Below are 21,022 nucleotides of genomic sequence, written 5' to 3' on the forward strand. Positions count from 1 at the left end.
GGGTTGTTCTCTCGTCAGTCCGCAGACGGATATTCCATTGTAGAGATCCCGTCTTTTCCCTACACTACAAGTAAGCATATTTCTCTAATTGAGTTGTCGCGGAGGGTAAAACAATGGACTTGAATCGAATCCAACTTGTGACGGATGCTTTTCCGTGCTTTTCCCTTGTTCCGGAAGCCGCATGGCGCCATCCTGACATAACAGTGGAACGCTTTTCTCCCCAGCTTACGATGCAGCAGGGTCATCTGTTTGCCCATGCCGCTTTTGTATTGTCAGGCAAGGTCCGCATCTATATCATCAGCGAGTCAGGACGTGAGGTTACGTTATATCGGGTACAACGCGGGGGAGTCTGCGTCCTCATGATGGCCAGTATTTTAGGTGAGACGGGCTATGAAGCATCCGCACAGCTAGAAGAGGAAACCGAGCTGCTGCTTTTGCCTGTAGATGTTTTCAAAGACTGGATGGATCACTATAAGGACTTGCGTCAGTTTATTTACCGGAACATGATCAACCGAATGGTCTCCGTCACATCTCTGGTCGAGGATATCGCGTTTAAACCGATCAACGCCCGCATCGCCGAATTATTGCTCCGTCGTACCACAGATTCTCACAATCATCTTTCCATCACCCATGAAGCGATTGCCATAGAACTCGGAACTGCCCGAGAGGTAATCAGTCGGTCACTCAAGGAGTTTGAAAAAGCCGGGTGGCTTCAGTTAGGCCGAGGCCGAATCACAGCTATTCGCCGTGATGCCCTCCAGGAAAAACTTTTTCCTAGTGATTGGTGAGATTGGTGAGTAAGTTACAGAAGCAACCATTTTCTCTCTCTACAATAAAGTCGTAGTGACTACCCATGAAAAGGGAGAGGATGTTTCATGTCAAAAGCACGTTCGTATTATGAATCAGCAAATTTGTCGCATATCCCAGAATTGATGAAATTGGCGCCTGACGCTGCCGCTTCTTATTTTTCTTTCGAGCGGCAAATCTACCAGCAATCCCACCAGCTTCCGGTCAAAACGAAAGAGTTGATTGCCATTGTGGTCGCTCACGTGACTGGCTGCCCTTATTGCATCGATGTTCACGTCAAAAAGTATAAAGAACTGGGCGGCACCATGGAGGAAATTATGGAGGCTCTACTGGTTGCCGCAGTGACACGTTCCGGTGCTATCTTAAGTCATGGGGTCAATGCCTTGCTCGCCTATCATGATGCTCCTGGCAAGCCAGATTGCTTTTGCTAACCGAATACATGACCCATCTGGAAAAGCTAAACAAACGAATCCAGTTTCATCAAAAGCTGGAATTCGTTTGTTTTTTTGTATGTTTGCACACTTTTGATGATCAAATGATTGCGACATTTTTCCTATCAGTGTTATGGTAAAAGCAGGATGATCACTTACCAAGAATTACTAACCGTTTCGAAACAGGAGGATTTATGGCTCGTATACTGATAGCAGACGACTCCCTTGTAGTACGAGATTACATGAAAATCATTTTGGAACGGGCGGGCCATCAAGTCATTGCAGAAGCGACGAATGGGTTGGACGCCTATCAAAAGTATACGGCCCACCTTCCCGACGTGGTGACGATGGATATCAATATGCCAGGAATGAATGGCATAGAGACCGTCAAAAAAATCATCGGCACCTTCCCCGACGCCAACATCATTATGGTCAGCACCAACGGATTAAAGCCGCTCGTTTTTGAAGCAATCAACGCTGGAGCGCGCCATTACATTCTAAAACCGATCGATGAAGAACGACTTTTGGCTTCCATTACGAATTCGCTTTAGTCGATCAACCAAAAAAACTGAGGCACTGGCGCCTCAGTTTTTTTCTATGTTTCTAGCGGGATTCGGAAGGTAAAGCGGGTGCCTTCTCCGTTTTGGGTATGAACCTGAAGGGTTCCTCCCAACTGCTCAACCTCTTTTTTGACAATGGACAGGCCAATTCCTCTGCCCGATACGAGACTTGCATGTTCTTGTACCGTAACATGCTCAGCCAATGCCAGCCTTAGCTTCTCCATATCTCCCCCACGCCCATCATCACGAATCATGACGCACAGGGAAGTATCCTCTTGCCAAATGCGGCATTGAATCTTGCCGCTGCGTTCTTTTCCGCATGCCAATCGTTCTTGCTCTTCTTCCATTCCATGATCGATCGCATTGTTGAAAATGTGAACCAGGCTCCTCGCAAAATTCTCGAATCGCTCCGGATCGACCAATACTTCTTCCGCATCCCATTCGACCCGATCGATCGTCTTATTCAGTCGGATGGCAAGCTCACTTACATAGTCTTCGTACCGGGACAACAGGTCCTTCATGGGACGATAGCGCAGCTTGCGGATGCGGTGGAGCAGCTCCTGCTGAGCTTTCCCCTGTACCAAACTAGTGATCTCCTGCTCGAAGCTTTCCCATTGCTCTTTTGCAATGGTGTACACATGCTCGTTATGATCCAGGAATCCGATCCCGAGCTTGTGCTGCATGATCGACAAATCCTGTTGCATCGCAGCTTGAACCTCTGCGAATGACTGCTGGGCGCGCGCATCCTTGTCGGACAGGTGTTGTTCGGACTTTGCCCATTGAATCAACCATGACTCCAAGTCATGCAGCTTTTGCGGTGTATGAATCAAGTGTAATTGGCTGAAGTCACCCTTAAACTGATGAATCTGAGCGACCAATTTGAATAGTTTCTCGGATTCCGCTATGTCTTCTCCGAGGACCCGCTTCCACCCTTCCTCAAAGAAAGCGTCAAAAGCTCGCAGTACCTTTTGGAAGAGCGGGAGGCTAATCGCTACCGTTACGACCATATTCAACCTTTGCCATTCTCGCTCCATCTTTGATTTGAGCGCCCGCTGCTCACTCATATCTGTCAGGATCAGCATCAAGCCCTCTGGCGAATCCCGCCGATCTTCATAAATCGGCTTGCATGCCAGCTTCAACGGCATTTGATTGATCTGGATTTCTGTAGGAAACAGACTGAGATACAGCTCTTTTTGCCCTTGGTCCTTGGCTTCAAAGTACTTTTCCAAAAGAGATTCAATAAATACGCTGTCCTCTGGACGATCCGGGTAAAGCAGCTCTGCGACCGATACCCCAGCCAGTTCTCTGCCAAAGATCCGTAGACATTCCCGACTGTACTCAGAATGGACCAGCAGATTTCTGGAAAAAGAAAGGAAGCCTTGTCCCGCATTGTTCAAAAGATTTTTATTCGCCTGCAAAAGTGCCTGAATCTCATTGGTACGCTCTGTCACGATCTTTTCCAAGGATTGATTCCATTGCTCCAATTGATGATACAGTCTCGCATTTTCAATAAAGATCGCAATTTGCGAGAAGATCAGTCTGAGCGGCTCTGAGCGTTTTTCGTTGAACACATGTGTCGTCTCATTGTTCTCCAAATAAATGACACCGATCATTTTTCCTTGCTGCCATAGCGGGGAGCATAGAATCGATTTCGGCTTGTGCTTCGCAATGTACGTATCGCGGAAAAAGACACCTTCAACCGAAGCATTGTGGAGCACCAGCATCTCTTCTGTACGAATCGTGTAATTCACGACAGCCACAGAAAGCATTCCGCTATGCTCATATGGGACAGACTGCATGATCTCCACGTCCAAATCGACAGAGCCTGCCGCTTCGATGAGCCAGTCACCATCTTTTTTCAGCAAGAGGATTCCTTTCTCCGCACCTGCATTGCTCATCACCGTGCGCAGCATCGTCGCCAACAGCATTTCCAATCGGAGCTCGCTAGCAATCGTTTGCGACGCCTTGATGACACTCATTAAATCGACGAGGTCTGCTGTCTGGTCAGTCGTGGCAATTTCGGCGGAAGCTCCCAGGCTTTTAACCCGTTGCAAAAGATAAGGGTACCGTTCCCCAATCTCCCGTGCCTTGGCGACCGCTCCCCATAGCATGTAAACCTCGTGCGCCTCCGTCATGTACGCCTTCGCAATCGTTTCGAGTCCAAGTGCCAAGTAATGCTGGGCGGCCAATTCATTTGCCATTGCCTCGTTTTGCAAGAAAGCATCCTTTTTGGCGAGTTGAACCGCCTGTTCGTAAAAAGGACCCGCTTCTTGTTTTTTCTCAGTGACACGCAGCCACTCAGCATACATCAGCGACCACTTGTGCTGAAAATTTTCCGGGCATTCGTTTGCCCACGTCTTCATCTTTTTGAGATTTGCTTTGATTTTTTTCCCGTACTTCGATTTTTCCTGTCCGTTGGCGTTCTCATAGAGCCCCGTCAATGCCAGTGTTTGCATAAAAACTTGCTGGCTGACAAGTACTTGTCCGCTGACTGAATCCATCCATTGCTCCGCTTCAGCCAGCAGCTGGGCTGCCTCCAGATGGTTCCCGTACATGAGGTGAACCATCGATTTATAGTAGTGGTACATGTACCGCTTGTAGCTGTTTCCTTCTTTTTTCAGGTTGCTTACATAGGCAACTTCGTCAAAGCCATCATGGCAAAACGCCGTTCGTTCATTGTCCGTCCACCTTGTAAAAGCATGCAGCGCCTGGCGCAATAACAGGAGCCGGTCATCGTGATCAACGACCTTGATTTGTTGAATCATATCGCTGTATTCCTCGATTTGCTGCTCCAATTCTTCCACTGGCACACCACAATAGAGCATGGCCTCCAAAAGACCATGGGCATTGTAGGCAGCATAAATGTTGCCTCCGCCGTCCAAGCCGAGCTGAATCGCTTTTTTCAGGAGAGGGATGTTCGTCCGCGCATGCTCGCACCAGTGGTTGATGAGTAGGGCAAACGCGCCATACGCCTTCGTCATGGCAATCGGATCGGCGAAGCTGTCTGCCACACGGCAAGCCAATTGTCCAAATTCGTACGCCTCTCGATAATTTCCGAATTGAGCAGCTTGTACGATCCCGTAACCGGTATAACCGTTTGCCGAAGCGACCGCGTTTCCGTGCACGAGCGACAGATGAAGGGCACGCAAAATCGTTAAAGCAAACCAATTGAGATTGACAAAGTAAGCAGATGGCCCGGCGTAGCTGATGATGCTCATCGCCATCTGATAATTTTCATCGGGAACATCCGGCAAATACAGCAACTCATCTATTTTCCGGCCCTTGAGGCGGCGCTTGATGTGAAACATTTCCTTAATGATATCGAGCTTGCCAGGCTTTTTCGGAATCGGTACGCCCAATAACCCCAAGGCTTCGCTTGCGATCTCCATGACACGCGGAAATTCAGCCAGTCGCGTATACATGCGAATTTCCATTTCCAAAATGCGTACTCGTTCCAGGTCAGTCTTGGCATGCTGCATCCCGCGTTCAAACAATTGTTTGGCCTCATCCAATTGGTTACAGAGGTACGTCGTCTCCGCAGACAACGCACACAACTCCATGGTCAGATCATGATTGCGCTGCCAGCCCTCTTCCCCCACCAGCTCGAGACCGCGTTGGAAATACTGCAAAGCCGACTCAAATGCCGCAGAGGATTTCGCTTTTTGTCCAGCGATCAAATGACAGTGCGCTACATGCATGCGCTCGGCCTGATCCTCCAGCATATCTTTGCCCCGATACATATGATCGCAAATTTCGAACAGGAAGCCGGATTCGCTTCCTTGGGACATTTCCCACATCATTCTGCCCAGCTTGACGTGAATCTGTCCGCGCTCTGCCTCTGCTAACAACGAATAGGCGGCCTGTTGAATGCGATCATGCACAAAGCGGAAACGAATCCTCATCTGAGACGCCACTTCTTCTTCCACGAGCGCCGCGTAGGTCAGATATTCCGCTCCTTCAATCGGATAGATGAGACCTTCCTCAATCGCAGGCGATATATGCTGGATGGCTTCTGACTCCGTTTGATTCCGTGACTTGGCTATCAAATGAAGCAAAAACGAATTGCCCAGACAAGCAGCATAAGCGAGCTGTTGCTGAGTAGAATCAGGCAATCTTCTCATTTTTTCTACGAGAAGATCGGCCACATTTTCCGTTGTACCCAGCTTCTCGATTTCGGCCAAATCCCATTGCCAGCTCCGCTCTTCTCTCCCATACCACAACAAGTTCCGATCATACAGCGTCTTAATGAATTCTCTTACATAAAACGGATTTCCGGCTGTTTTTTGCATGATAATCGTAACCAGCGGCTCCGTCATGTCTGGATCACTATGCAAGGTATCCGCTACTAACGAATTGAACTCATGTTCTCGAAGCGGCAATAACGTAAATTGGCGCAAAATGCGGCTCTTAATGCCTGTCTCTGTCAAAATGGCAATCAACGGATTCATCACACTGCCATCATGCTCACGATAAGCGCAAATCAATAGAAAATGACTGATCTGCATATCTGCAACCAACTCTCGGATCAGGAACAGCGAAGAAGAATCCGCCCATTGCAAATCATCCAGGAACAAGACGAGTGGATGCTCCGGTCGCGCCCAAATCCGAATAAAGCGTTGCATCACCCATTGAAAGCGATTTTTTGCTTCCGCTGCAGGCAACTCAGGTACGGCAGGCTGTTTGCCGATCACTGTTTCAAGCTGCGGAATGACATCCACGATCACTTGACCAAGTCCTTGCATGGCGTCGAGTATCATCTCTCGCCAAGCGAGCAGCTCACGTTCGTGGCCTGCCAATAACTGCTTGATCAAATCCTGAAAGATTTGAATGACAGCGGAATAAGGTACCGCTTGATTATATTGATCGAACTTTCCTGAAACAAAACGTCCTCGGCCTCTCAAAAACGCTTTTTGGGCTTCCAGCACGAGAGCAGACTTACCCACACCTGCCGAGCCACTGAGGAGAACCATCCTCGTAGCGCCGTTCGTGACTTGCTCAAATGCATCGATGAGCATCTGGATTTCTTGCTCACGTCCATAAAGCTTCTCTGGAATCCGCAAGTGATCAGCACGGTCTTCCAAAGCAAGCGGAAAAGGCGTAATCAAACCGTTTTGTTCAAGCTGGTCATAGCAGCGCTGCAGGTCTGCCAGTAAGCCAGACATACTAAAGTAGCGATCCTCTGTATTTTTTGACAGACACTTCATCACAATGTCCGATAGAATCTCTGGAACGGATGGTTTTACACTGGAGGGAGCGAGCGGCTTTCTCGCCATATGAGCATGTATGAGTTCAAGCATGTCCGAAGTTAAAAAGGGCAGCTTTCCAGTCAATAACTCGTAGAGCGTGACACCAAAAGAATAAATATCAGAGCGGTAATCGACGGTGCGATTCATTCGCCCCGTCTGCTCCGGCGAGACGTAGCGAAGATTTCCCTTCCATTCTTTTGGATTCATCACACTTTGGTATTCCTGGTGGCATTTCGTCGCCAAACCAAAGCTACCAAGCTTCACCTCATAGGTATCAGGATGAACCAGGATATGATCGGGATTTACATCCTTATGAATGATTCCGTGCTGATGGATTTCTCTCAAGCAGGAAGCCATGCGAACCGCAAGGAAGAGCATCTCCTTTAGCGACAGTCCTTTCATTTTCATAAGCAAGGAGAGCGGCACTCCCCCGAAATCTTCCGTAATCATTACCGTCTCACGGTTGTGATTAACGAGTTCGATGATCGTTTCCACTGCATGGGATTCCAATGATTGAAGAATGCGATATTCATGCTTCAGTTTCCACAGAGATTCTTTATGGGAAGGTCCTTCCATCGGTACCTTGAATAAGACAGGGAGATTGTCGTTATTTCTGTACCCCCGATAAATTCCCAATTTTGAATGAGTGGAAAGAAACTCTGCCACCCTATAACCTGGAACCACGATCATGCCGCTCATACTATCCACTCCATCTTTAGGTAGAACATCCTATCTTTTTAATTGTTGCCCCGGAACAAATAATCTATATTTAATCTATATTCTGTCTTAATATAATCTCTTTTTACTATTTTTCAAGGAGGTATAGTTTTGTCAAATCTCAGCCGCAGTGTAAGTAACCCGCACAATAATGAAGTGGTCACCTTTTTAAAGACAACGGAAGAAACGAATGGCGAATATTTATTATTCCGTACCGATCTTCCACCGGATAACGGGATTTTTCTACACTATCATACAAAACTTGTCGAAACCTTTGAAGGTGTAATTGGAAATTTAGAGGTAACCATTGACGGAAAAAAAGTAATCCTGAAGCCGGGAGAGAAGCTGAATATACCAACAGACAAGGTTCATGGGTTCCACAATCCCTCTAACGAATTCGTCAGCTTCCATGTCGAAATCCGGCCAGCCGGTACTTTTGAAGCGTTTGTCCGCTGTGGATACGGGCTCGACACAGACGGGCGCAGCTTTTATTTGCCGTTTATCAAGCAATATATCCCGAAAAATATTCTCCTATTGGGAACGATATTTCAGATGGGGCAGTTTTACCTCCCAATCATTCCGCGCTTCCTGCAAAAAGGCATGTTTGCTGTGCTCGCTGCATTGGCTCGTTGGACAGGCTCAGATAAGTCTTTGGAAAAATACTACAAAACCTCTTCGGCTGCATCAGTCTCCTATTCCGAAGTCGAGCAAACAACGCAAGAAACGTTGCAAGGATAAAATGAGAAAGACACCATTGGGAATACTCCAGCTTGGTGTCCTCCACGCTTCTTATATCTACATATTCCAACCTGGATTCGTTGTTTTAATGTGCAAGACCATGTAACTCCTTCACCGTATCAGAGCAGAAAGCTGCTCTTGTACGTTGTTTTGACACATGCCTCCATGATAACAAATGATACTATTAATTTCCAAGTTCTCGAATTTTTTTAAAGAGTTTACTGCTATTTCCATATCGAGAGTGTTTTGCGGAATCGGCCCTTGTAGTGCTTCGTTCATGTACACCATAGCATCTCCTGCTATCAAGGTCTTGCTGTCTTGTACATAAAGGCTGATATGCCCCGGCGTATGTCCGGGAGTGTGAATGATGCGAATTCCCCCACAATACGGCAGAATCTCTGCGTCTGCCAGTGTCTTGTGCACCATTGCCTTTGGCGGATTTTCACAAAGCCTTTGCAAGTACTCGCGTTCCTTTTCAGGCAACATCGCAAGTAAAGGAGCCATGACTATTGGGTTTGCTTTGAGGAGAGGGCGTGTGCCTTCGATGTACGGCCGATCTAGCTCATGCGCGTATATTTCAACCTGTCCGCCAAGCTCACGAACGATTTCTGGAAGACTTCCGATATGATCAAGGTCCTGATGTGTCAAAATGATAGTCTGTAAACGCTCAAGTGGTATGCCAGCACGGCTCATTTCCTGACGAATGGTCTCCCATGAACCAGGCATACCTGTATCTACTAATACCGCTCGTTCATCATCCCAAAGCAAGGTGGGATTGATCACCATCGGCTTGCCAAATGCCTCTCCTTGTAACGGAATCATTTTCACACCTGTGTTCGCTTTCATACCCTATTCCTCCTCACACCTTTTTATCGCACAACTACTTTTTATCACGGAGCGAGGAGCGTTGTCGATAACAAAATATTTTATTATATCACAAATAAAAATATTTGTCAATAATTGTTTTTCAGTCTCTTTAACAGCAACTACACCCGAATTACGCGGTCGCTCTTACTAGAGAAGACCGCGTTGGCGTTATTTTTACCTTAGGGTGTTGGTGTTTGAACAGGCTGCCCACCCGTAGATGCATCTTGGCTTCGCTTCCCAAGAACATCACGGACAGGTTGGATGTCAGGCTCGTCCATCATCAACCGATGAACCGGTACGAACACAGCCGGTGGGCGGGTCGGTTCAGGCTGTGTTTCAGGTGGCTGCACATGCGTACCTGTACCTCCCCAAACCATATAGCCTCCCCACGCTCCGGCACCTAGCAAGACAACTGCGCTGGATATCACCGTAGCTTTGTGCCGAAACAGCTTCACGAGCGGATTGGCTGTTTCGTTTCGTACCTCGTCCAAAAGCTTGCGGAAATCAGCGTTTCGGATCGCATACCACCGTTTTCGCCATTCTTTGTCCCGCAATCTCTTACCTTTCTCCTCAAGGAAAAAGACCTTCAATGCTTGTCTGTAAGCAGGCAGCAAATACTTTCCTTCGAAAAACATCCGCTGGCTCATCGTCCATTGGATAAAGGACAGGGTAACGGCTTCCCCACCATTTTGCTGAACATACTCCAGCAATTCTGCAAACTGGAATCCTTCCTTACCAAAATGATCTTCCCGGTAAAAGACCAGCGGCACCTGCGGGAACTCGTCAGCATGGAGCGGTTTGCTCAACATATTCTGGATCATTCTTTGTTGTACGGAAATCGCATCCCGATCCCATTTTTGGAAAAATTCTGCCGGGTGCGGCGTGCTTCTCTCTTCATGCAGCTTCGCCAGATTCATGAGCATTTCTTGCTTGTGGCGGCTCTCCATATCCAGCGTTCCGAAAAAGCTCTGTGGCTTCTCCTCCAAAAGGGCAATGAGAACCTGAAAATCATCCTTGGATAGCGTGTCTAGTGCGACGAGCTTCATCAAGGACTTGTCCAGCTCATCCAACAGCTCATCGGCATAGCTGCGTGCTCCATCGATGTTTTCAAAGAACTGGTGGATGGTAATGGCGGCAGCGAGCTTTTGACGTTCCCGTGCAAATAGACGCAGAACTTTTTCCATTGTCGTAGCTACGAAGACGGCATTGCGCATCGCTTGTGGTTCCGTTTCCATCCAAAACCGGATTTCCTTTAGCATCTGGTCCAAGCTGGTCACAGCGGCTACCCGCTCGGTCATATAATCCTCAAAGAGTGGCTTCACCAACTGTGGATAGCCAAAAATCGTCCGCATCATGAAGCCAAACAGCTCGCGGTTGCTGGACAAATGCTTGTACACCTCTGCCACGTAGTTGCTCTGTCTTGCTGTTTTGGCCTTCATCAACACGTCCATCAAGAAGCGGATCAAATCCATTTGCAGGCGTTCCTGCCTGGTGACACGGTAGGATTCAATCATTTGCTTGACCGTCTCGCTGTCAGGAAGCTGTTTGGACGAAAGCGCCTCTACTTCGATTCGCATCAGCATTTCCTGAAGCTCGATCAGCCGTTTCTTGCGGGTCAAGCTGCTGTGCCCCAAATAGCTGTTCAACGCCTGCCAAACGCCCGCCCGCTTGCTCTCATACACGGAGGTTCGTCCCTTTTCAATCAAATACAGTGCACATAGCTCATAGTACGTGCGAATGTTCAAGGCCAGTGCATGATCTGCTCCAGCGAGCACTTCCTCACAAAATTCGTGGAACGCATCCACAATCCGCGGCTCATTCACATACTCCCAGGCAAAGTCGAGATATTCGTGTCCTCCGCCCTGCAAATCGACGTTCTGAACGCGGCCAAGGGAGAAGTCGAACAAAAAGTCTTTGTCGCTATGCCCACCGCCTGGGCGAATGCTCCCTTTTTCCACAAACGTGACGTGGATATGCTTCTTGCTCTGCGGCTCGTTGCTAAACGTGAGAAAACCAAAATGTCTGCGCATCTCAAAAGGCAGACAACTGTACAAAATCTCCAATAATTGAGCAGCACTCTTGGATGAGGCACTGATATCCACATCCAGGCTGATGAATACCTTCTTTTTCGCCGCGAGCGAGGACATGACAGCAAAGAGGAGCTGTTTGAATAAACGCTCATCGATGCCCAATTGCCCAAGCAGCAGTTTTCGATCTTGCGGCAAACCTTTTTCGGAAGGGATGTCATCCACGATAGGAAGCTCCTTGCCCGCTGCATCATCGTGGCGATCTGCAAAAGTGCGCACTCCGAAGATCTTGCCCGGATTCTTGATAAACTCGTCCCGCCGCTCTACCGGAATGACATAGTTGTGACTGAAAAACGTATTGCGCTGCCCCGTAAAATCCGCTCCGACAAAGACACTTCTACCGAGAACCATCTCTCCTGACTCGGCTTGAAAGCTGACAAGCGCCTCTGGAAAGAGTGCCAGATTGCTTTCCGCCCGCTCTTGAAGCTGTCGCGGCGCGTCGTACACACAAAACGGATGAAGAGTCTTCTTGATGAATTGGTTATCCAGCCCTGGCGTTTTGGCGACAGTATCGTATCCTTCGTTCGAACGGAAAACCCCTTGTCGCCCGCGGGTGTAGTACTGCTGCAAAATGGGCTGACGGTTGCTCACTACCGCTCCCTCCCTTCGATGTAATCAAGCTGGTGCATCAACCAAATAAATGGTTCATCGACGCGAATCGGCGTCACGACTCCACTCACCCTTTGATTGACGGGATTGCTCCCCAGCGCAGATACAGCGAAATAGGCCGTATTCGTAAAGTAAACATCCAACGCATCTTTAAACGGTCTATCCACCTTTTCGATGAACCGGCGGATTTCCCCATCGATGTTCTCGAATTCAGTCGTATTTAAATATTGTTCATGGACGAAATTGCGGAAAACGTTGCTGTTGGACTTGATGTATTCGCCGTCGTCTTCTTTGATCAGATGCAGCATGTCGCTCTTCGTCAACACGACAGCAGTTGGAATATGTGTCTTGCTCTGCTCTTGGTAGCCGATGAAGTTCTCAAACAGCGTAATGACGACCTCACGCGGCTCATCGTACCTTGCTGTGAATTCCCCTGGCTCATCCCCTGCTTGCAGCATGACCCGATCACGAATCGTCTTGATTTGCAGTGGGTCGACCAGGAACAAGATCCCAGACGAGTTTTTCACATGCGCCGCATACAGCTCCAAATACTCGCGGTCAACCATTCCCTCGCCTGCTACGTCGAAAAACACCAGGATCAGCGGTGCCTTATCGCTATCCTTAAAAATGAACTGGAAGATGAACGGCTCCTGACGCTTTTCTTTTTGCGTGGAATCCAGCAGCTGTCCGCGTTCAAACAAGGGTGCCTCGTAGTTCTCCCGGAACTTGCGGCTAATCTGCGCATTGAGCGGCATACACGCGGCATCGAAGTGATTCGCGGTTGTGTTCTGCAAGGTATGAATCAGAGAGGTCATGTAAACCGACTTACCAACCTGGGAAGCCCCGACAATCGAAATAATATTGCTCGGCGCTTTACCCGCCGTAATCGGCAGCTCGTTGTGGCATTTCGGACACAGTCTGCGCTTGGAAACCATGCCATACCGGTCGGTCACACCTGCGAGAACGTTATCGACGTACAAATGGTTTTCCGACGGGATGGATTCCGGATCGATTACCGCTTCCAGTTCGTCGATGGCATCCAGTCCGAATTTATCCCGATACGCATTGAGAATCTCATCCTCCTGCAACGCGTAGTCTTCGTCGTCCTGGCGATGATGCGTGGCACGAAAGACAACTTGGTCCGGTCCGTATTTGGCGAAACAGTACGGGCAGACAATATCGTAAAAAGGAAGCCGTTCCTTGACCTGCGGCTTCTTCTCAAACATGTTTTTCAAAAACGACAGCATGGCGCATCCCCTCCTATTCAGGAATCAGTTCGTACATTTCTCCGTATTTTTTCCCGTCCGTAAAAAACAGGCGGACGACGTCTTTTTTCCTGACCTCGATCTCCGGCATCAGATTGACACCGGGCTCGAGATCACGAATGAAATTGTATCGGGTACCATCATCCTTGTGGGCGGGAGGAGAGCCTTCTTTTTTTACGTAGCAGAGTACGTCCCGCGCGATTGGAATCTCTGAAAAAATGCGAATCTGCAACGATTGATGCTTGCTGAACCAGCTTCCGCCCCGTTTAAACGAGTAGTAGATTTTGGCCTTTCCTGTGCTGACGTGGATCACATGGGCATCCCCGTCTGGCATGAGCAGAATTGGCTTGCCATTTTCCAATCGACAAGGAAAGATGCGGTATGTGTACCTGCCGATGCCGTCTGTTTTTTCCCGCAGCCCTTTGTGGACTTTGTATTCCTCTCGGGTATACAGCTTGAACTGACGATCATCCAGCTCGTTCACGTCAAAAGGGGCGCCAAACTGTGACTTGTGAACGTACACGCACGGAATATCCTGCGCCCAATGCCAATTGAGCACGTATTCGCTCCCTTGATGCTGGCAGGTGACGTCCTTGATGAGAGTTTCTGTTGTTGCCTCCCGATTAATCATGATTCATCATGCTCCCTTTACAGATCAAACCGTTTGCTGCTCTGGTTCCCGGGGTCCAAGGCACGGGGATTTTGTCTGGTGTTCAGTCTGCGCTTTGCAAAAGACGATCCGCCACTCGTGGAAGCTGGCACAAAGAGAGTGAACAATGTCAGGATGACGGCGAGCAAGGAACACGCCAGCAAACGTACCACCATATCGAGCAAGTCGATCGACGACAGACCCATTTCCAAAACAAGTCCAGCTAACAGTCCTGATACCGCCCCGCCAATCGTGAAGCTTTTGGCCAGATGGCGATTATCAAAAATCAGACCCAACGCCAAACCGAGCAAAGCACCGATGATCAGAACACTGACCACACGGGTAATGGCGTAAAACATGCTATCTTCTGTTGCGCCTGTCCGCTCGGAAACAATATTGCGGTCTGTTCGGCTCATATCGTAAATCTGACCAAAGATTCCTGTCATTTGGTCCGCGTGTTCAACATTGAAGTAGCTGCCTCCAGTCTCAGCAGCGATCTTTTGAAGCAGTGCCGTTCCGTCTGCATCGATTTGGCTCATGCCTACCGTATGGACAATTACTTGGTTTTGCTTGTAGGGCGCAAGTGCGGCAGGGACATCCAGATCACTATAGCCGTCTGACATCAACACGACCGTACTGTTCGCCATTTGATTGGCTTGCAGCTGGTCCAGCCCCGCTTGCAGTGCCAGATCGATCCGGGTGCCTCCATCCGTGCGCGGATATTGGAGCAGCTTCTTCACAACCTCATCCTTCACGGACTGGCTACTCAGCTCGGTAAGGGGTTGCAGCACGTTCGTTTGATCGTGGAATGTAACCACTGCTATGTTCATGTCACTGTCCATGCGCTGCACCATGTCGGCTGCTGCTTTGAACAATTGGTTATCCGGGTCAGACGACTGCATACTGCCTGACGTATCCAGAACCATGATAATATTATTGGCTCCGCTGGCCTGTTGAAATGATGAACCGTACAGCAGCTGAAGCAAGAGCGCCACTACGCCCACCATCAAAAACGTGCTGGGCACGAGCATTTTCCACGAAAAGCCCAGATAGCGCTGCTTCCAGCCGACTCCATTCAGTCGTGGCGAGATCATTTCCGCAATGAGGCACATCAATCCTACGAAAAAGGCATATTGACCAAAATAAAGTCCCATTAACAACCATTGCGGTATTTCTCCGGAAAGCTTGCCGAGCATGACTTCCCCGACCAAAAAACCGATCACGCCACCTACCAGACTACACACTAGCATGAGTAAGCTTACCCTTCTCTGACTCATGACGACTCATCTCCTCCCACGCGGCGAAAGACAAACCCGCTGTCCTCATAGGAAGCATGGTATTTCTTGTTATTGCGGTAAAACATCAACTCTTCCATGCCGAATCCACCCATCAGGTTCATTTTTTCTATCCCGCTTTTTTGTTCCTCGTGGATGCAGCCCAGCTTGTAGGTTCGTGTGCTCTCATCCTTGTGCAGCGCATACTGGACGAAGTCGTTGTGAATATCGGCAAACAAGTACTTCTCCTCATAGCGGTGCTTTTGCAAGAAATGGAACACTTCGATGTGAACCGCTGCCCGCTCTTCCAGCACCAATGCCAGATCGAGGAACAAATCCTCCTTCGTCAGCACGGTTCGGTTATCGTAAGCAGCCCCGACGTTGGCACGCGCAAGTAGCTCCGCCTCAAAAGATAAAGCAAATGGCGCACGGGTGAGAATCTCGTTCCGACAAAATTGACACAGCCTCTCCACGAGTCCGGCGAGTCTATTCCCGCTAAGTAGAGCGCCGCTGCCAATATACCGTTGTTCCATGTAAAAATCACTGCCGCGTGAAGCTTCCAATGACCGGATCGTTTCATGGACGACCGATTCGTAATATTCGTCCACGTTTTTGCCCAAGTAATCAGTCGCTTCCCGAACGCTTGTCTGGGCGATTTCCCGCAGTTGCTTATGCAAGGCTTCCAACTGCTCGACTTGCTCACCTAACTGCCGGTGAATCTGCTCTGCCTGTTTCTCATAGCTCACAAGGATGGAGAGCATCATCTCCCAATCCAGCAGCTCCAGCTTTTTGCCATAAATAGTGTCCAGCAAATGGCGAATAAAGGTCCGCACACGCTCCTTATCCCGTGTAAAAAACCCTCCTATGCGAATGTCCTGCCGATCCACCCGCTCTTGGTAGAGATCGACCAGCTCGGCTTTCACCTGTTCAACCTGTCGCGATGTCTCGCGAATGCCTGTGCGCAGCTCATCCAGCAGGTTTGCTCCATTGGCGTGTTCGGCTGTGAGATAGTAAGCCGCATACAGCCCAAGCCGCTCATCCTCGATGACTGCTTTCTGAATCAAATCAGCCAAGGACTCCTGAGACAGCATGTGCTCCAGACGTTTACGCGCCCCGGAAACGACATTCGCCTCAAAAAAGGCTTGGCTGCTGCCGTCAAACAAAGCCAGCTCCGCTTCGCGCATATTCATATTGCAAAGCTCGCTGTAGCTGATGCCAGAGGTCATGAGCCCCGTCATTTCCTCCAAGATGTGATCCTCTGGAAGAATACCAGCCAGTTTTCGTTGCAAATCATGTGCCGTCAATCCGAGCTTTTCTCTCGCTTTAGTTTTCGGCAACACCTCGCCGTCCTGGAGTCGCTCCCAATAGCGGTCAAATACTGCGGACAGCACCGTCAATGCAATCGCATGAGTCGGTCGCTTTACTTTGGATAGACCAGCAGACGCAAACTTGGTCTGCCCGTGTTCAACCGAGATGCTGCGCATAAATTGCAGCTTGTTATAGCCGTCATTGCTTTCATGGAACTCCGGCTCTGCCTTTTTGTTGTTCAATAGCACCAGCTTGCTGATCAGCTCGTAATTTTCCTGCATGCCGCCTTCGATAAACAAGCCATGCTCTGTCTTGTCACTCAATAGATACGCCAGCGAAAACAACGGTGCGTTCACATGCTCCACAGGCAGTTTCACGAGATCCTCTGTTACCAAAAGGTTCGCTCGATAGCTGTAGTCACTTCGTTGATAGCGATTGACCTCTTCCAAAAAGCTGACCGAGAGCGCTGTCGAGAACCCGAATGCTTCCCCGTTGTTCTTTTCCTGAAGCAGGACGTACAGATCGACTGATACGTTTTTAAACAGCTCATTGAGGTAGCCCTTGAGTAGCAGCGTCAGCTCTGGCAAAAGAATCGTGGCAGGGTCATCTGCCCTTGCCACGACGGCAATATTGACTTGCTGAAAAGCAGTGAACAACTTGCCCATTTCCGCTACACGCACGCTTGCCAGCTTCATTACCTTGTTCAGTTCCATGGTGACAGCTTCATCGAGCAAAAAACGCTCGTGGATTGAAGTACGCATCTTTTTCTTGTCCTCATCAGCCTGCGGCAAGCGGCAGCCGATTACTTGCGGATGCTCCCACGTTTTGTCCTGATACGCATGGACATAAAGCACACCGTGACCATTTTGCCAATTGCGCTCGTTGTGGGCACGAACAGCTTGCAATGCCTCTACGCTCTTATCCCCGAGAAAAAGGAAGAGCACGGGGTTTTGAATGCTTCGCTGTCCGTTTCCGCTATCCAGTTGTCTTTCCAATTCCGTAACGTATTGGGTCGCGAACTCTCCAATCAAATCCCTCATGCTTCCTCCTCGATTATCAAACGATCCTAATTGTTTATTGCAGCGTCTTGCGCATATCGTTTACTTTTGACCAGACCTTTTTGTAGAACTGGAACAACTCTTCACCGTTTACGTATTCGTCGCGATCGTATTCCAGATCGTTTTTCGTTTCCTGGAAAGCAGTTGCGATTTCTTCGAGTTTTGCCAGCAATTGCTGCGTATCCTCTGCTGAAGTCATCGCGTCACTGCGTTTTGCAGCCTTGCGCTGGATGGTTGCCATGCTCTTGTGATCCAATGCGCGGAATTTTTCATAGATAGCGAATTCAACGTGCTTGTTGACCTTCATCAGGTTGATGAATGGCTCCCACGCATCTTCTTCCTCATCCTTGTCGTAGACGTACAGCGCACCGCGCTTGCAAATCGTCCCTGTATAAAGGGCTTCGATGAATCGGGTCACCAGCTCTTCTTCGTCCTTGATGGCACCTACGATCTGCTCCAGTTCCTGGATTTTGGCCTCGATTTCTTCGTATTTGCTCACTTCTTGTTCGATCAGGCGAATCTGCTCCGGATAGCGAATCAGGTTTTCTTTTGCCATCTCTTCATTGATACTGCCGAACACATCACGTGTAAATTCTTGCTCCAGACCATCTCTCATGAAGCCTTTGAGCTCAACCAATACACGCTTGATCTCGCCAGGGCTCAGCTTGGTTGCGTCTCCTTGCGCTTGATGCTTAGCCAGGAAAGTGGCCAGCGAGAACGGCTTCGTCACGATGGATTCATAGCGGTTGCTGGTCTTGCTGTCGCTGCCTTTTTCGCGGATGACTCCGTAGCGCACTGCACGGTCAAACAGTTCGCGTACTTTGGCGTTGTACGCTTTGATCCGCCCGTTTTGGTACGTGTCTCCCCACGATTTTTCCGGAATAGGGGATGGTAGATACGCCCAGTTGTTCTTTTCCGTTTGAACGAGGTGGCGTCCAATACCCTCTCTGTCCAGAATTGTACGTTCGTAGCTTTCCTCGTAGACCTTCAACGGTGTGTAAGCGAACAGTGGAACACCGTTTTTTGTATTCAGCCAGAAGATGCGGTTTTTGACTTCGCTTTCTTTGACGGTAAAACGAGAACCGCTAATCGCTGTATTTTGATAGTTTTTAATCCCCTTCAAGATCGATGGTGCTTTCAGCGGCACGGATACAAAGCCCCAGGAAGGGAAGTGCATATTGCCGAGATTGTTGCTCAGGTGGAAGACTGGAATCGCCTCTTCATCCAGCTTGCTCGCAATCTTGCGCTCTACGATGCGGTCGAGTGTCTCGTCCTGGCCGTATTTGATCACGAGGAATTCTTCCATCGACTTGGTAATCACCTCACCGAACTTCTCCGAGAGGAATTCGGAAATCGAGCTGACGATATCCAGCTCCTGCTCTTTAACCCACTGATCGGAGTGTCGCAGCAGCTCGCTGGTGAAATCGCGGATCAGGTCATCCGCATCCTTTTGCTCCAGGATGTTGCTGACGACTTTGGAGATATCCGGCACACTGACGATGTTCCAGTAGTACGTTTTGTTGCCAGTGCGGTCACTCTCTTCGCCGCCGTTGATCAGGATGTCGCCGTTTTGCTCGAAAATCTGGTTGAGTGCGTTCAAAATCTCAGTAAATACGTTATAAATGCGGTTGTTTTCTGCATTCAACAAACGGTGCAGCTCTTCGTAGAATTCGATCATTTGTTCCAGCTTTTCCTGATCAGCCAGGAGCTGGTATTCGTTGATCTTCGCTTCGATGTAGCTGTTTTTCTTCTTCTCCTTGGAGATGAAAGCACTGCGGGCATCGCCCAGCTTTTCATTCGCGTTCTCTCGTGCGCCCTCGATCTCAGGCGGGAAGCTCTCCAAATTCGCCTTGAGGCTCTCGATGTAGGAAAGGATCATTTTCATCAGGCAGTAGCCTTTGTCCGAATGAATCAGACGGGATGCATAGAATGGTCCTTGCTGCGGGTGCAGGAATACACGCGTGATCATTTCGCCAAAAACAGAGATCATGTCGCCTGGCATCTGTTTTTTGGACTTGATGTACGCTTCGCGCGCTTTGGCGAGATAGCCTTGCTCCAGCTCGTGGTCGATGCTCACGACTTGCTGGGTGATCACGTTGCTGTAGTTTAAACGCTCGCTGTTTTCATAGCCTGGCAAAGGCTCAGGAACGCGCTCCTCGAACTTGCGGGAAATCGAGTCGATGTCGATTCCGAGCTTGCGGGCGAATTTCTCTGCATCTTCTTGCGTTGGGGCTACCGTGAACATTTTTTCCATCTTTTTAAACAAACGATATGCCAGGTACGTTGTCATCTCTTCGATTGGCAAGACAGCAGAGGAAGCTCCGATGACGTTGTACTGGTAGTTGGCTGCGTACGCTTTTGGCATCTGGTTGATGTTCGTACGGATGTTGCTGATATAGTCGTGGATGGCAAACTCTTCACCAGAGCGCTTTTCTTCGCTCGCCATGAAGTTCGTGATGTTCTCCGCGGTTACGTTCATGCAGTAATCGTAGGCATTTTCCAATGCTTTGCCTTCCAGATTAGTCGCAGAGATCAAATGGCACAGGTTGAATGGCGGCATTGGCGACTGCACGGTGAGCACGTTGCCGTATTGCTGACGGAAACGCTCATTGCGCTCATCCGCATTCATCCAGTAGTCCAGCTCTTTTAAGGCCGCATAACCGTTTTTCATGATGTAGTCGCGTGTGTGCGAGCTGAGACTCTTGTTCGACAGGTTGACGTCAGGCGTGAACAGGTAGCCCAGCGTATTCACCTTGTCTACCCCCGCACTGCCGAAGTCGCGCTCCAAAATGCCTCGTACGATATAGGCGATGTCGAGGAAGCAACCGCTCCCTGTTCCCCCGGACAAACCGCTCAAGAGGAATACAGTCAGCTTTTTGTTCGTGCCCTCGCACAGCATCTTGATCTTTTTCTCAATCGTTTGGACAACTTGCGTAATTTTCGTAAAGAGAAGAAGTCGACCTGCCTGGCGTACACCTGACGCCCCGCTGATTCCGTCTGTAATCGTCAGCTCCGGCGAGAGCCAGTCCGTGATGTACGGCTCCAGAATGCTGCGATTCTGCAACACACCGCCGATCTCAGGATTGGACAGGAGTACGAACTCCGTCACTGGATCGAGTCCGATGCCCTTGTACTTTTTGTTGCGGTCATGCTCATTCGTTTCAAACGCGATGAATTCAATATTGTCAGGCTTTTCCTTGCGCTTTTTGGAAAGCTGGTCTACCGGCAGCTTGAAGCGTCTGTTCACTTGGTATTTCAGGCGCAAAAGCGCATCAATTCCTGTACCGCCAAGACCGATGACGAGCATCGGGTTATCGATTGTATCTACGCGAATCTTGTCACTGACGATTCCTCCGCCGAGGGATACGTCCAATTGTTGAATGTGTTCTCTCACAACTGCTTTCAT

Annotated in this window: 12 protein-coding genes; 4 read left to right on the forward strand and 8 right to left on the reverse strand. The window is 49.2% G+C overall.

Translation table 11 applies throughout. The features are described 5' to 3' along the window. The first annotated feature begins 113 nt into the window (after positions 1 to 113). The 3 genes from HP567_RS01400 to HP567_RS01410 all read left to right on the forward strand — a co-directional run bounded on the left by HP567_RS01400 (position 114) and on the right by HP567_RS01410 (position 1,789). Positions 114 to 788, forward strand: coding sequence for a Crp/Fnr family transcriptional regulator (locus HP567_RS01400; protein WP_087350557.1), 675 nt, complete (start codon positions 114 to 116; stop codon positions 786 to 788). A gap of 87 nt (positions 789 to 875) precedes the next feature. After that, on the forward strand, positions 876 to 1,238 hold the full coding sequence (locus tag HP567_RS01405) for a carboxymuconolactone decarboxylase family protein (RefSeq protein WP_015893867.1): 363 nt from the start codon (positions 876 to 878) through the stop codon (positions 1,236 to 1,238). Positions 1,239 to 1,432: 194 nt separating this feature from the next. Further along, entirely contained in the window at positions 1,433 to 1,789 is a 357-nt protein-coding gene (locus HP567_RS01410; RefSeq protein WP_173610273.1) for a response regulator, read from the forward strand. A 44-nt stretch (positions 1,790 to 1,833) separates the two neighbouring features. Here the strand turns inward: HP567_RS01410 and HP567_RS01415 are convergent, their stop codons facing one another. Further along, on the reverse strand, positions 1,834 to 7,743 hold the full coding sequence (locus HP567_RS01415) for an AAA family ATPase (RefSeq protein ID WP_173610272.1): 5,910 nt from the start codon (positions 7,741 to 7,743) through the stop codon (positions 1,834 to 1,836). A 129-nt stretch (positions 7,744 to 7,872) separates the two neighbouring features. On the opposite strand from HP567_RS01415, the gene HP567_RS01420 reads away from it, so the two are divergent. After that, positions 7,873 to 8,499, forward strand: a complete 627-nt coding sequence (locus HP567_RS01420) for a cupin domain-containing protein (protein ID WP_173610271.1) — start codon at positions 7,873 to 7,875, stop codon at positions 8,497 to 8,499. Positions 8,500 to 8,610: 111 nt separating this feature from the next. Here HP567_RS01420 and HP567_RS01425 read toward each other — a convergent pair whose 3' ends face one another. From HP567_RS01425 to HP567_RS01455, 7 genes are all read right to left on the reverse strand, one after another. Beyond that, complete coding sequence (locus HP567_RS01425) at positions 8,611 to 9,345, reverse strand: MBL fold metallo-hydrolase (RefSeq protein ID WP_173610270.1); 735 nt, start codon at positions 9,343 to 9,345, stop codon at positions 8,611 to 8,613. A gap of 200 nt (positions 9,346 to 9,545) precedes the next feature. Continuing rightward, complete coding sequence (locus tag HP567_RS01430; protein WP_173610269.1) at positions 9,546 to 12,044, reverse strand: GAP1-N2 domain-containing protein; 2,499 nt, start codon at positions 12,042 to 12,044, stop codon at positions 9,546 to 9,548. Further along, complete coding sequence (locus HP567_RS01435) at positions 12,044 to 13,309, reverse strand: TRAFAC clade GTPase domain-containing protein (RefSeq protein WP_048035301.1); 1,266 nt, start codon at positions 13,307 to 13,309, stop codon at positions 12,044 to 12,046. Before HP567_RS01435 ends, HP567_RS01430 begins: the two co-directional genes overlap by 1 nt. A gap of 13 nt (positions 13,310 to 13,322) precedes the next feature. After that, on the reverse strand, positions 13,323 to 13,958 hold the full coding sequence (locus tag HP567_RS01440; RefSeq protein WP_173610268.1) for a beta-mannanase: 636 nt from the start codon (positions 13,956 to 13,958) through the stop codon (positions 13,323 to 13,325). Between the two features lie 17 nt (positions 13,959 to 13,975). Then, positions 13,976 to 15,253: a vWA domain-containing protein gene (locus HP567_RS01445; protein WP_173610267.1), complete on the reverse strand. Its 1,278-nt coding sequence runs from the start codon at positions 15,251 to 15,253 to the stop codon at positions 13,976 to 13,978. Next, a complete protein-coding gene (locus HP567_RS01450; RefSeq protein ID WP_173610266.1) occupies positions 15,250 to 17,598 on the reverse strand; it encodes a hypothetical protein in 2,349 nt (782 codons plus the stop codon). Before HP567_RS01450 ends, HP567_RS01445 begins: the two co-directional genes overlap by 4 nt. Before the next feature lie 34 nt (positions 17,599 to 17,632). Further along, a complete protein-coding gene (locus tag HP567_RS01455; protein ID WP_173610265.1) occupies positions 17,633 to 21,022 on the reverse strand; it encodes a tubulin-like doman-containing protein in 3,390 nt (1,129 codons plus the stop codon).

Origin of the sequence: Brevibacillus sp. M2.1A, assembly GCF_013284355.2 — a bacterium.
Taxonomy (GTDB): domain Bacteria; phylum Bacillota; class Bacilli; order Brevibacillales; family Brevibacillaceae; genus Brevibacillus.